12 protein-coding genes, 1 tRNA gene and 1 pseudogene are annotated in these 12,760 nt (G+C 69.1%); 5 read left to right on the top strand and 9 right to left on the bottom strand.

The window, feature by feature from the left end; all coding sequences use genetic code 11:
* Nucleotides 1-2: 2 nt before the first annotated feature.
* Together RIN43_RS12250 and RIN43_RS12245 are read right to left on the bottom strand one after the other, a co-directional pair.
* A complete protein-coding gene (locus tag RIN43_RS12250) occupies nt 3-1,013 on the bottom strand; it encodes a tRNA (adenine-N1)-methyltransferase (RefSeq protein ID WP_309129202.1) in 1,011 nt (336 codons plus the stop codon).
* Nucleotides 1,010-1,693, bottom strand: a complete 684-nt coding sequence (locus tag RIN43_RS12245) for an HAD family phosphatase (protein WP_309129201.1) — start codon at nt 1,691-1,693, stop codon at nt 1,010-1,012. Before RIN43_RS12245 ends, RIN43_RS12250 begins: the two co-directional genes overlap by 4 nt.
* A gap of 79 nt (nt 1,694-1,772) precedes the next feature.
* Between RIN43_RS12245 and RIN43_RS12240 the strand changes: the two genes are divergently transcribed.
* On the top strand, nt 1,773-2,615 hold the full coding sequence (locus tag RIN43_RS12240; RefSeq protein ID WP_309129200.1) for a PAC2 family protein: 843 nt from the start codon (nt 1,773-1,775) through the stop codon (nt 2,613-2,615).
* Between the two features lie 8 nt (nt 2,616-2,623).
* Here the strand turns inward: RIN43_RS12240 and RIN43_RS12235 are convergent, their stop codons facing one another.
* The gene (locus RIN43_RS12235; RefSeq protein ID WP_309129199.1) at nt 2,624-3,454 is read right to left on the bottom strand and encodes an undecaprenyl-diphosphate phosphatase; all 831 of its coding nucleotides are present in this window, start codon (nt 3,452-3,454) and stop codon (nt 2,624-2,626) included.
* 57 nt (nt 3,455-3,511) lie between these two features.
* Nucleotides 3,512-4,807, bottom strand: coding sequence for a M20/M25/M40 family metallo-hydrolase (locus tag RIN43_RS12230; protein WP_309129198.1), 1,296 nt, complete (start codon nt 4,805-4,807; stop codon nt 3,512-3,514).
* Nucleotides 4,808-4,917: 110 nt separating this feature from the next.
* Between RIN43_RS12230 and RIN43_RS12225 the strand changes: the two genes are divergently transcribed.
* A tRNA-Leu gene (locus RIN43_RS12225) sits at nt 4,918-5,002 on the top strand.
* Between the two features lie 313 nt (nt 5,003-5,315).
* Here the strand turns inward: RIN43_RS12225 and RIN43_RS12220 are convergent.
* From RIN43_RS12220 to RIN43_RS12205, 4 genes and pseudogenes are all read right to left on the bottom strand, one after another.
* Nucleotides 5,316-5,846 (bottom strand): annotated as a pseudogene (locus RIN43_RS12220) (glycosyltransferase family A protein); the annotation flags it as partial.
* On the bottom strand, nt 5,830-6,285 hold the full coding sequence (locus RIN43_RS12215) for an SRPBCC family protein (RefSeq protein ID WP_309129197.1): 456 nt from the start codon (nt 6,283-6,285) through the stop codon (nt 5,830-5,832). The pseudogene RIN43_RS12220 and the gene RIN43_RS12215, both read right to left, overlap by 17 nt.
* A 128-nt stretch (nt 6,286-6,413) precedes the next feature.
* Complete coding sequence (locus RIN43_RS12210) at nt 6,414-7,508, bottom strand: VIT1/CCC1 family protein (RefSeq protein ID WP_309129196.1); 1,095 nt, start codon at nt 7,506-7,508, stop codon at nt 6,414-6,416.
* Between the two features lie 136 nt (nt 7,509-7,644).
* Nucleotides 7,645-9,387, bottom strand: coding sequence for a DEAD/DEAH box helicase (locus tag RIN43_RS12205; protein ID WP_309129195.1), 1,743 nt, complete (start codon nt 9,385-9,387; stop codon nt 7,645-7,647).
* Between the two features lie 132 nt (nt 9,388-9,519).
* Between RIN43_RS12205 and RIN43_RS12200 the strand changes: the two genes are divergently transcribed.
* Nucleotides 9,520-10,350, top strand: a complete 831-nt coding sequence (locus RIN43_RS12200; protein ID WP_309129194.1) for an SGNH/GDSL hydrolase family protein — start codon at nt 9,520-9,522, stop codon at nt 10,348-10,350.
* A gap of 10 nt (nt 10,351-10,360) precedes the next feature.
* On the opposite strand, the gene RIN43_RS12195 is transcribed toward RIN43_RS12200, so the two are convergent.
* Entirely contained in the window at nt 10,361-11,164 is an 804-nt protein-coding gene (locus tag RIN43_RS12195) for an RNA methyltransferase (RefSeq protein WP_309129193.1), read from the bottom strand.
* 60 nt (nt 11,165-11,224) lie between these two features.
* Between RIN43_RS12195 and RIN43_RS12190 the strand changes: the two genes are divergently transcribed.
* Both RIN43_RS12190 and RIN43_RS12185 read left to right on the top strand, forming a co-directional pair.
* Nucleotides 11,225-12,091: a Sir2 family NAD-dependent protein deacetylase gene (locus RIN43_RS12190; protein WP_375163745.1), complete on the top strand. Its 867-nt coding sequence runs from the start codon at nt 11,225-11,227 to the stop codon at nt 12,089-12,091.
* Nucleotides 12,092-12,107: 16 nt separating this feature from the next.
* On the top strand, nt 12,108-12,746 hold the full coding sequence (locus RIN43_RS12185; RefSeq protein ID WP_309129192.1) for a histidine phosphatase family protein: 639 nt from the start codon (nt 12,108-12,110) through the stop codon (nt 12,744-12,746).
* Nucleotides 12,747-12,760 lie beyond the last annotated feature (14 nt).

Here is a 12,760-nt window from a genome sequence, read left to right as displayed (position 1 = left end):
GTCTATTCCGATGCCTGCTCCCGCTCGCGCGACTCGGCCGCGACGCGTGCACCAGAAGCGGCCTTCTGCGCCTCGCGCACCCGCTTGCGCAGGTTCTTGTCCGTGATCTCGCGATCGCCGACGGCGCCGGGGGTCCAGAGTTCGACATCCTCGTCGCCGTAGCTCGACTTGGAGGCGCGTCGGCGCACCTCGGGGGGCACGGCGCCCGGTGCGAGCCGCCGGGCCGTGAGCAGGAATCCCGTGTGGGCGACCATGCGGTGGTCGGGTCGTACGGCGAGACCCTCGACGTGCCACCCTCGGACCATGGTCTCCGACGCATCGGGCTCGGTGAACAGCCCGGTGCCCCGGATGTACTCGGCCACGCGGGAGAGCTGGGTCGCGGTGGCGATGTAGCAGATCACCACGCCGCCCGGTGTCAGCGCATCTGCGACGACGTCGATGCAGTCCCAGGGAGCAAGCATGTCGAGCACGACGCGATCGACCGTGCCGGGCTCGAACTGGTTCGGCAGCTGCTCGGCGAGGTCGCCGACGACGACCTCCCACGTCGCAGGCGATTCGCCGAAGAACGTCTCGACGTTCGCCCTGGCGACCTCCGCGAAGTCCTCGCGACGCTCGAAGGAGGCCAATCGGCCGTCCGCACCGATGGCCCGAAGGAGGGCGAGCGACAGCGCACCGGAGCCGACGCCGGCCTCCACCACGGTCGCTCCCGGGAAGATGTCGGCCTGCATGACGATCTGGGCGGCATCCTTCGGGTAGACGATCGCCGCTCCGCGCGGCATCGACATGGCGAAGTCGCGCAGAAGCGGACGCAGGGCGAGATAGTCGTGCCCGGAGCTGTTGGTCACGACCGATCCGTCCGCCTGCCCTATCAGATCGCGGTGGCGCAGCACTCCGTGATGCGTGTGGAGCTCCCCGTCGGCGCGGAGCGTGACGGTGTGCAGGCGCCCCTTCGGGCCGGTGAGCTGAACGCGGTCTCCCTCACGGAAGGGGCCGCTGGGTCGGCTGGTGCTCATCGCGTGGTCTCCATCGTGAAGCGTGCGTGCAGGTCGCGGAGGTCGGAGGCGGTTCGCCCCTCGAGGGTCGGCCACAGCTCGTGAGCGCCGGAGTCCTCGAGCGAGAGGATGTGCGGCACGCCCAGCGTCACGGCGCCGGAGGCGACGCCTGCGGTGACGCCGGTGACAGAGTCCTCGATAACGACGGCGTCGGCGATCTCGATTCCGAGCTGCTCGGCCGCCTGCAGATAGGGGTCCGCGTACGGCTTCGGGCGGGACACATCGTCTCCGGCGACGACGAGGTCGAACGCGGTGAAGTCGATGAGCTCGACGACGTCGAGCGCCATGCGGCGCATCGACATCGTCACGAGGGCCGTCGGCACACCCTTCTCCCTGAGGTCGGCGAGCAGGGCGCGTGCGCCGGGACGGAACGGCACGCCATCGGTCCGCAGCCGCGCGGTGACCTGGTCGGTCAGATGCTGCACGATCGACTCGGGCTGCATGTCGACGCCACGACCGCGCAGGATCTCGGCGCTGTCGATCAGACCCTTGCCGACCAGCTGCAGAGCGTCGTCGTGGGTCCAGTTGCCGCCGTAGGAGGCGACGAGCTCGGTCTCGGCCGCCATCCAGTACGGTTCGGTGTCGACGAGGGTACCGTCCATGTCCCACAGGACTGCGCTGGGTCTGATCACCGTACCCATGCTAGCTGGGCGTCCGTGCCCTGCCGGCCCGCGAGGACTAGCCTTGAGGGATACCTCCGCACCGATCGGAAGGAGAGCGGTGGACGTTCTCGGTTCTCGCATCATCGTCGCCGCGTTCGACGGCTGGAACGACGCAGGTGAAGCAGCCAGCGGCGCCATCGCCGCGTTGCGCGCGTCGGCGGAGTACACCCGGGTGCACAGCGTCGATCCCGAACTGTACTTCGACTACCAGTACACGCGACCGGCGAGCAGGATGGATGCGAGCGGGCGGCGAGAGCTGCACTGGCCGGAGGCGACCCTGTGGCGACCTTCGCCTTCGCATGACGGAACCGAGATCTGGCTGCTGACCGGCTCGGAGCCGGCACGTGCCTGGCAGGCCTTCGCGAACGAGTTCATCGATGTCGCGCTGCGCGATGACATCACCGGATTCATCACCCTAGGGGCGATGCTGTCCGACGTGCCGCACACACGACCGATCTCGGTGTTCGCCTCGAGCCAGAACGAGCGTCTGCGCGAGACGCAAGGGCTGGAGAAGTCCACATACGAAGGACCTGTCGGCATCCTGAGCGTCTTCGAGCACTTCGCCGAGCGGGTCGACATCCCGACGGCGAGCCTGTGGGCGAGCGTGCCGCACTACGTCGCCACCGCCGCCCCGTCGCCCAAGGCGACGCTGGCGCTGCTGGACCGGCTCGAGGAGCTCACCGGGGTGGGCCCCGAGCGCGAGCACCTGCGGACCGAGGCCGCGGCGTGGGAGGCGTCTATCGATGCCGCCGCGGCCGAGGACGAGGATATGACCGAGTACATCCGCCAGCTCGAGCGCACCCGAGACACGTGGGACTCCCCCGACGCCTCCGGCGATGCGATCGCCCAGGCATTCGAGCGCTACCTCCGCCGTCGCGGCGACGGGCCGGAGAAGCGCTGAGCGGGACGTCACGTCGCCGGGATGACCCCCGTCGACAGCAGGACGATGATCGTCGCACCCAGCAGCACACGGTAGATGACGAAGGGCAGGAAGCTGCGCTTCGATATCCAGTTCATGAAGAAGGCGATCACACCGAGCGCCACCACGAACGCGATCCCTGTCGCGGCGAACGTCTCGAACAGGGTGAAGTGCTGCTCGGGGTCGTCCCAGTGCTTGAACAGCTGGTAGAAGCCGCTGCCGAACACCGCCGGGATCGCCAGCAGGAACGCGTACCGCGCGGCGGCGGCGCGTTCGTAGCCGAGGAAGAGACCCATCGTGATGGTGCCGCCGGACCGCGAGACGCCTGGCACCAGTGCGAGTGACTGCGCGAACCCGAACGCGACGCCGTGCGGGTAGGTCAGGTCGTTCAGCTTGCGCTTCTTGGCGCCCACGTAGTCGGCGATGCCGAGCAGCAGGCCGAAACCGATCAGCATGATCGCGACGAGCCATAGCGAGCGGAGCACGGTCTCGATCCTGTCCTGGAACACCAGCCCGAGCACCACGATCGGGATGCTGCCGAGGATGATCAGCCATCCCATGCGCACGTCGGGGTCGTTGCGGGGTACTGAGCCGGCCAGCGAGCGGAACCACCGCCCGATGATCCGCACGATGTCGCGCCAGAAGAACACGACCACGGCCGCCTCGGTGCCGATCTGCGTGATCGCTGTGAAAGCGGCCCCCGGGTCCTCGCCGGAGGGCAGGAACGCGCCGAGTATCCGCAGGTGCGCGCTGGAGGAGATCGGCAGGAACTCGGTGAGTCCCTGCACGATGCCGAGGATGAGTGCTTCGAGCAGGTTCATGCGTCGCTTTCTCGGGAGGTACGTCGGCGCGGGAGGACGCGCACAGGCGGATGCCGGTCAGCAGAACCGCAGCAGATCGGCCAGCACGCGCTGGCCGAAGACAAGCGATTCTACGGGCACGCGCTCGTCGACTCCGTGGAACATTCCTGTGAAGTCCAGGTCGGCCGGCAGCCGCAGAGGCGCGAAGCCGTAGCCGGTTATGCCGATCGATGCGAGCGCCTTGTTGTCGGTTCCCGCGCCCAGCAGGTACGGGATCACGGGAACTCCGGGATCGTGCCTGCCCAGCGCCGCGACCATCTGATCGACGAGATCGCCCTCGAACGGCGTCTCCATGCCGATGTCGCGCACGACGGTCTGGATCTCGACGCCGTCTCCGACGATGCGCTGCAGCTCGGCGATCACGTCGTCTTCGGTACCGGGGATGACACGCACGTCGATGAGAGCCTCGGCGGTCTCGGGAATCACGTTGTGCTTGTAGCCGGCGGTGAGCGCGGTCGGGTTGGCGGTGGTTCGGAACGTCGAGCGCAGGAACGCCTCGGCGGGGCCGGACGCGGCCGCCAGCGAATCCGGATCGTCGACAGGCCTGCCGGTGAGCGCGCTCAGGCCAGCGAGCAGGGCGCGCGTGGTGGGAGTGAGGTGGATCGGCCAGCGGGTGCGCCCGATGGCAGCCACGGCCTCGGCGAGCCTCGTCACGGCGTTGTCCTCGTGGTAACGGCTGCCGTGCCCGGCGCGGCCCTTGGCGACGAGGCGCAGCCACATCAGCGCCTTCTCACCCACCTGGAGCAGATATGCCCTGCGATCATCGACGGTGATGGAGTACCCGCCGACCTCGCTGATCGCCTCCGTCGCGCCGGCGAACCACTCGGGCTTGTCCTTGACGACGAGAGCGGAGCCTTCAACGCCGCCGTTCTCCTCATCGGCGAAGAACGCGACGATGAGGTCGCGCTCGGGCTGCTCCCCCGCGCGCAGCATGTCGCTGACGGCGGTGAGGATCATGGCGTCCATGTTCTTCATGTCCACAGCGCCGCGACCCCACAGCAGCCCGTCCTTGACCACCCCGGCGAACGGGTCGACGCTCCAGTCCTCCGCCACCGCGGGTACGACGTCGAGGTGACCGTGGACGACCAGCGCTGGACGCTCGGGATTGCGGCCCCGCACTCGGGCCATCACGTTCGTGCGTCGAGGGACCGGCTCGTGGTAATCGGGCTCCAGCCCCAGTCGTTCGAGGTAGGCACCGACGTACTCGGCGGCTTCGCGTTCCCCGTTGGCCTTGCCGCCTCCCCAGTTGGAGGTGTCGATGCGGATCAGGTCGCGTGCGATCTCGACGACTTCGGGCAGGGGGGAATCGGTCATTGCTCCAGGCTATCGAAGCTGCCTGCCACGCCCGGGCGTCGTGCCGGTTCGTGCCGCCCTGTCGTCCGTGCTAAAGTCATTCTTCGGTCGGCAACGACTGTTCATCACCTGCGCGGGTGGCGGAATAGGTAGACGCGCTAGCTTGAGGTGCTAGTGCCCGAATAGGGCGTGGGGGTTCAAGTCCCCCCTCGCGCACAGCAAGGCCGAGGGCCCGGATCCGAATGGATCCGGGCCCTCGGCCATTGCCGGATGGCCGCGTTGCGGGCGCCGTCCCGCGATCACGTCTGCGCCGTCGGGCCAGCCGTCTCCATCGGCGGGGCGGAAAATCCTCCGGCCAGTGCAGGACGACCGTCCGCATCCCCCGGCGCACCCGTCGTGCGAACGCGGCTGCGCTCCACATCGGACGGCTCGAGATCCCCATCGGCTCCGAGCGCAGCCAACCGACACGGCCTAGTTCGCCGACATGGAACGACAGGTCGAGATCGTCATGGATCTCGGGGTCGCATCGGTGCACGCCATCCCTGGCACGGTTCCACGTGTCCGCTCGCATCGCCATGTTCGACCCGAACAACGCCCTATGACCGAGCGCCGTCGCTGTGAGAAGCCGGTACGCACCAAGATAGAGTCGTGCGCCACCCGATCGCAGCGCTCGAGGCCCGTCCACGAACGTGGCCGCACCCGTGACCGCGGCGAGTTCGGGATCGCGGCGGAAGGCGCTGTCGACGTCGCGGGTCCAGGACGGCGCGGGGATGCAGTCGGCATCCAGCCGCAGGATCAGGTCTCCCGTGGCGGCGTCGTACCCCGCCGCACTCGCTGCCGGGATCCCAGGCATCGCGCAGCCGACCACGCGGGCTCCCGCCGCCCTGGCGATCGCCGCCGACTCGTCGGAGGAGGCGTTGTCGACGACGATCACCTCGTGGGGCGGAAGAGCCTGACGGCTGAGCGCCTCCAGGCATCTCTCGAGCAGGATCGCATCATCGCGTACCGGGATGACGACGGACAGCCGCGGGGCCGGGACGCCGTCAGGCCTCGACGTCACCCCGCCAAGCACCCGTCGCCGAGCCGCGGCCCTCGATGAACTCCTTGAAGTTTTCGAGATCCTTCTTCACCGCGTGCGACGCGACTCCCATCGCAGCGCCGAGCTTTTCGGCGAGGCCCTCGGGTTCCCAGTCGATCTGCACGGTCACGCGCGTCTCGTTCTCGGAGAGACGGTGGAAGGTCACAGCGCCCGCGTGCGCCGTCTCGCCCCCGATGCTTCTCCACGCCACCCTCTCATCGGGATGCTGCTCCGTGATCTCGGCGTCGAACTCTCGTTCCGCACCCGCCACCTTCACCACCCAGCGCGTGTGGGTTTCGTCGGTCTGCGTGATCGATACGACCTCCTCCAGGAAGTGGGGAAAGCTCTCGAACTGGGTCCACTGGTTGTAGGCCACCGTGACGGGCACATCCACATCGACGGTCTCGATGATCCGAGTCATTCTGAACTCCTCGCTGTTCGGGGATGGAGAGTCCAGTCATGCGCATCACGCCCGATCTCGGGAGGGGGGTTGACTGCCGGCGCGATCTCCGTAACGAAGATGTCAGGGCCGCGGCGCGTGAAGAAGGATCACACCGCTCCCACGCCGAACACCAGTCCGAGCACATAGGTGATCGCAGCGGCACCGAAACCGATCGCGAGTTGCCGCAGCGCACGCTTCAGCGGCGGGCCGCCCGACAGGATGCCGACCATCGCACCCGTGGTGAGCAGCGCGACGCCGACGAGTACGAGCGCGACGATCACCGCGGTCGCACCGCTCAATCCGAAGATCCACGGCAGCACTGGCACGATCGCGCCTGACGCGAACAGCAGGAAGCTCGACACCGCCGCGGTCCAGTCGCTCCCGACGATGTCATGATCTGAATGCCCGGCGTGGGTGCCGATCGGCCCCGTCGCCGTGCGCCGCACTCCGGCGTGTGCCGCCGTCAGCACTCGCTCCGCTCTGGCAAGCGCCTCGGCCTCGCCCACCCCACGTGCACGGTAGACGAGGGCGAGCTCGTTGGCATCGATGTCGAGATCGGCCGCAGTCGCATCGGCATCGTTGTTCGCCTCGGTCGCAGTGAGCAGCTCGCGCTGGGACCTCACCGAGACGAACTCGCCTGCCCCCATCGACAGTGCCCCGGCGAGAAGCCCGGCGACGCCGCTGAACAGCACGAACGACGGCGCGACTCCGGTGGCGCCGATGCCGAGCACGAGGGCGAGGTTGGAGACGAGCCCGTCGTTCGCGCCGAACACCGCGGCCCGGAACGAGCCCGAGAGTCGCCGCCGGCCACGCGCGGCGAGACCTCTGACGACCTCGTGGTGCACCTTCTCGTCGGCCCGCATCGCGGGAGTGGCGTACTTCTCGGCGTCATAGGGTGAGCGCGCCTCGGCGCTCTGCGCGAGTGCGAGCACGAAGATCGAGCCGAAGCGTCCAGCCATCCAGCCCAGCATGCGCGAGCGCAGTCCCGCGCTCGGCGTCCGCGCGGGCTCACCACCGAGCAGGTCGAGCCAGTGCTGCTCATGGCGATTCTCGGCCTCGGCGAGCGACAACAGGATCTCCCGCTCCTCGCCGTCGCGCCTGGCCGCGAGACGCGAGTACACGGCGCCTTCGGCTCGTTCTTCGGCAAGGTACCTCGCCCACCGCTTCCGGTCGGCGGCGGTGGACTGTTCGGGCGCGGTCATGGAGCCTCCGAGCTCGTGTAGGGACAACTCACGCTATCGAGCGCGCTCGGCCGCGATCGCATCCAGCCCGGGATTGACAGGTTTTCGGGTTTCCGAACGGTGCGCAGGACCAGCCCGTTCGGCGCGAGAAGGTGCGTCAGGAGCGCACGCGCTTGCGAAGCACGTCGATACGCGACTGCAGTTGCGTGACCGTCGCCTGCGCGACGGCGGGGCCACCGCAGACACGACGCAGCTCCGCATGCACGGCGCCGTGGGGCTCGCCGCTCTGACGCGCGTACAGGCCGACGAGACTGTTGAGCAGCTGTCGCTGTTCGCGCAGGGTCCGGTGCAGCGGCGCGGGCAGCGTGGTCGTCACCTCCGGCGGTGTCGATGCCTCTCTCGCCTCGCGGAGCCGCGACTGGCGCGCCTGACGCTGCATCAGCAGCTCGTGCACGTGCTCGGGCTCCAGCAGACCGGGGAGGCCGATGAACTCCTCCTCCTCGGGGGTGCCCGGTTCGGCCAGCTGCCCGAACTCCTTACCCTCGAACACCACTCGGTCGAAATGCGCGAGCGAGGAGATCGCCTGGTAGCTGAACTCCTGCGTGAGCGCATCCGAGGCGTCGTCCTCCCGGTTCGCGCTCTCGAGCAGTGAGTCGTCGAGACCATCGTCGTCCTTCGACTGACGGTCGAGCGCATGGTCGCGCTGACGCTCCATCTCGTTGGCGAGGCCCATCAGCACGGGAACGTTCGGCAGGAACACGCTGGCGGCCTCGCCGCGCCGGCGAGCTCGCACGAAGCGGCCGATCGCCTGCGCGAAGAACAGCGGGGTGGAAGACGACGTCGCGTAGACGCCTACGGCGAGCCGCGGGACATCGACGCCCTCCGACACCATGCGCACGGCGACCATCCAGCGGCGATCGTTCGCGCTGAACTTCTCGATGCGCTCTGAGGCCGCCGCGTCGTCGGACAGCACGACGGTCGGCTGCTCACCCGTCAGGCTGTGCAGGATCTTCGCGTACGCGCGAGCCACGGTCTGGTCGGTGGCGAGCACCAGCCCCCCGGCATCAGGCACGTGCTGGCGGATCTCGCTCAGACGCCGGTCGGCCGCCGACAGCACTGCCGGCATCCACTCCCCCTCGGGATCCAGCGCGGTCCGCCAGGCCTGGGAGGTGACGTCCTTGGTGTTGTCCTGTCCAAGATGCGCTTCGAGCTCGTCGCCGGCGCTGGTGCGCCACCGCATCTTCCCCGCGTACATGTGGAACAGCACGGGCCGCACGACCCCGTCGGCGAGTGCACGGCCGTACCCGTAGCGGTAGTCGGTGCTCGACACGCGCCCACCGGATTCGTCGGGCAGGTACTCCACGAACGGGATCGGCGCCGTGTCACTGCGGAACGGCGTTCCCGACAGCAGCAGCCGCCGCTGTGCCGGGGCGTAGGCGTCGCGGATCGCGTCGCCCCAGCTCAGTGCGTCGCCGCCGTGGTGAACCTCGTCGAGGATCACGAGGGTTCTGGCGTCCTCGGTGAGATGACGATGAACGCTCGACTTCGCGGCGACCTGCGCGTAGGTGACGACCACCCCGTGATAGTGCCGGGCAGGCGCCCAGTGGCTGTTGCGGAAGCGCGGATCCAGCCGGATGTGCACCCGGGCGGCCGCATCCGCCCACTGCGTCTTGAGATGCTCGGTCGGCGCCACCACGATGACCCGGTTCACCTCGCCGGCCTTGAGCAGCTCGACGGCGAGCGTCAGCGCGAACGTCGTCTTCCCCGCACCGGGGGTCGCGGCCACGAGGAAGTCCCTCTTGTCGGCGGCGAAGTACTCGTCGAGCGCCTCCTGCTGCCATGCCCTGAGCTTGCTCGCGGTACCCCACGGAGCGCGCTGAGGGAAGGACGGAGAGAGCATCGCATCAACGATAATCCAGCCCGCCGACGCTGCCCTGCACGCCGGGGAGCCATCCCGGTAGGCTCTCACCCGGCGCGCGAGGCAGCACCTCGCGCGCCGGATGCCGGATGCCGGATGCCGAAGGAGAACCCGATGGTCGATCAGGAAACGTCCCGAACGCCGTACGTGCCGAACGAGGGGCCGCATCCGTGGCGTCGTTTCGTCGCTCTCGGAGATTCGTTCACGGAGGGCATCGGCGATCCCGACCCCGCCGTGCCGGGCAGACACCGCGGCTGGGCCGACCGCGTGGCCGAGGTGCTCGCGGAGGACGTCGACGACTTCGCCTACGCCAATCTGGCCGTGCGCGGCAAGCTGATCGCGCAGATCGTACGCGATCAGGTCGAGCCGGCGGTCGCCCTCAACCCCGACCTGATCTCCATCTGCGCGGGCGGCAACGACGTGATCCGACCCGGCACCGACCCCGACGACATCGCAACGCTGCTGGAGGACGCCGTCGCGCGACTGTCATCGACCGGCGCGGCCGTGGTGCTCTTCACAGGTATCGACACGGGATTCACGCCGGTGTTCCGTCCCTTCAGGGGCAAGGTCGCGATCTACAACGAGAACGTGCGCGCCATCGCCGAGCGGCACGATTGCATCGTCGCCGATCAGTGGTCGCTGAAGGTGGTCCAGGATCCGCGCTTCTTCGACGACGACCGCCTGCACTACAACGCGCTCGGCCATCACGAGGTGGCACGCATGGTGCTGCGCGCCCTCAACGTGCCGAACGAGCTGCAGGCGATGCAGCCCGACCCCGTTCCCGTGCGCAACTGGCGAGAAGCCAGGGCGGGTGACATCGGATGGGCGCGGGAGCATCTTGTTCCATGGGTGCTGCGCCGGCTCCGCCATCAGTCCTCGGGCGACAACGTGCAGGCGAAGCGTCCTGAGCCCCGGCCGGTGCGCATCCGCGACATCGAGGTTTGACCTCGCCCCGTCAGCCCCTGGTCATCGCCCAGAGCGCGACCGCGGCTGCGGACGCCACGTTGAGGGAATCGACTCCACCCGCCATCGGTATGGTGACGACACTGTCGGCGGCGTCTAGCGCGGCGCGGGACAGGCCGTCGCCTTCCGTGCCCATCATCAGCGCGACCCGGGGTGGACGACCGGCCGCGTACGCGTCCAGAGCCACCGCGCCGTCATCCAGCGCCAGGGCGGCGAGCTCGAAGCCGTGCGCATGCAGCTCGGCGGCGGCGGCGGACCACTCGCCGATCCGCGTCCACGGCACCTGGAACACTGTGCCCATGCTGACGCGTACGCTGCGGCGATAGAGCGGGTCGCCGCAGCGGGGGGTCACGAGCACCGCGTCGGCGCCCAGCCCTGCGGCGGCCCGGAAGGCGGCCCCGACGTTGGTGTGATCGACGATGTCCTCGAGCACGAGCACCAGCCGCGCGTCGCGCACGACTTCGGCCAGCGACGGCTCGGCCGGACGATGCATCGCCGCCATCGGACCGCGATGGATCGCGATCCCGGTCACCCGCTCCGCCAGTGCCTCGTCGACGACGTACACGGGAGGGTCGGTCTCGCCGAGCGCTTCGGACACCGCGCGCAGCCACTTCTCCTGCGTCAGCACGGACCGCGGGCGGTGACCCGCTGCGACGGCCCTGCCGATCACCTTCGCCGACTCGGCCATGTACAGCCCGCCCTGCGGCTCACGCGCACGGCGGAGCGCGACATCGGTGAGGGAGCGGTAATCGTCGAGCCGGGGATCGGCGGGATCAGCGATGCGCACAGGGTTCATGCGTCCACTCTCGCAGGTGCGACGGCCCGCGCCGCCCGGCACGGGCATATCCTGATCACCGTGCAGGCCACCGACCGTGCAGACGACGAGACCGAGCTCGAGCAGCTGAGCGCGGCCATCACCCACGCGACGGATCTGCTGCGCGGCCGACGCACGGCCGTGCTCACCGGAGCCGGTATCTCGACCGACTCCGGCATCCCTGCCTACCGCGGAGCGGGCGCACGCACCCGCGCGAACCCGATGACCATTCAGACATATCTCGCCGATGAGGCGGCTCGGCGTCGATACTGGCTCGGCGGACACCTGGGCTGGCGTGCCTTCACCTCGCCCGACCCGAATCAGGGTCACATCGCTCTCGCCCGCCTGGAGCGCGCGGGCCTCGTGAGCGGCGTCGTCACCCAGAACGTCGACGGTCTGCACCTGCGGGCCGGGAGCACGCGCGTCGTCGAGATCCATGGCACGATGCACCGCGTGCTGTGCCTGGACTGCGGTCAGGTGTTCGACCGGCGTGCCGTCGCCGAGCGCCTCGAGAGTCTCAACCCATGGGTCACGCGGCCCGAGCGCATCGAGCTCAACCCCGACGGGGACGTCACGCCCGAGAGTTCAGAGGGATTCGTGATCCCTCCGTGCACGGTCTGCGGCGGGATGCTGAAACCCGAGGTGGTCTTCTTCGGCGAGTTCGTGCCGGCCGCGCGCTTCCGAGCGGCGGAATCGGTGCTGCACTCGTCGGACGCGCTGCTGGTCGCAGGCACCTCGCTCATGGTGAACTCCGGCATCCGCGTGATCGAACGCGCCCGCCGTCGCGGGATCCCGATCGTGATAGTCAATCGCGAGCCCACACGCGCCGACACATGGGCGAACGCCGTCATCGCAGGCGGCACGAGCCCCGTGCTCGAAGGCATCGCGCAGCGACTGCTCAGTTCCTGACGGTTAGGGTCGAGAGGTGACCCTCCTCACCCTCGTGCGCCATGGCCAGACCGATTGGAACCTGGAGCGTCGCATCCAGGGGACGACCGACATCCCGCTGAACGAGACGGGCCGCGCCGACGCGCACGCCGCCGCGTCCGCTCTCAGCGCACTGAAGCCCGACGCGATCTACGCGAGCCCGCTGGTGCGCGCGCAGGAGACGGCGCAGATCATCGCCGGTCAGCTCGGCCTCGCGGCGCCCGCGATCACGCGGGGTCTGCGCGAGCGGGAGTTCGGGGAAGGCGAAGGAATGCTCGTCGCCGACTATCTGGCGCGCTACGGCGACTGGCACGCGGAGGTTCCCGGCGCGGAGACCCTGGCCCAGGTGCGCGATCGCGCGCTGGACTCGCTCGACCGCATCGTCCGCGCGTCGAGGCGCCGGTCCGCGCCCCGCGCCGAGTCCCTGGTGGTGGTCAGTCACGGCGGGGTCATCCGCGCTCTGCTCCTGCACGTATCGGGAGGAACCCTTCCCCGTGAGGGCGACGTTCTGCGCAACGGTTCCGTGCACCGCTTCGTCGCAGAACGGGGGACTCTGCGCCTGCTCGACGAGACGCCGCTCCAGGTGGTGACGGCTGCTGCCGCCGACGTCGTGGCGGCGACGAGGGAACCGGCCTGACGACAGAAGGCCCG

It is taken from the genome of Microbacterium sp. (assembly GCF_031178445.1).
Classification (GTDB): domain Bacteria; phylum Actinomycetota; class Actinomycetes; order Actinomycetales; family Microbacteriaceae; genus Microbacterium.
The sequence above is the reverse complement of the archived record's forward strand: the minus strand, read 5'-3'. Positions and strand labels throughout refer to the sequence as shown.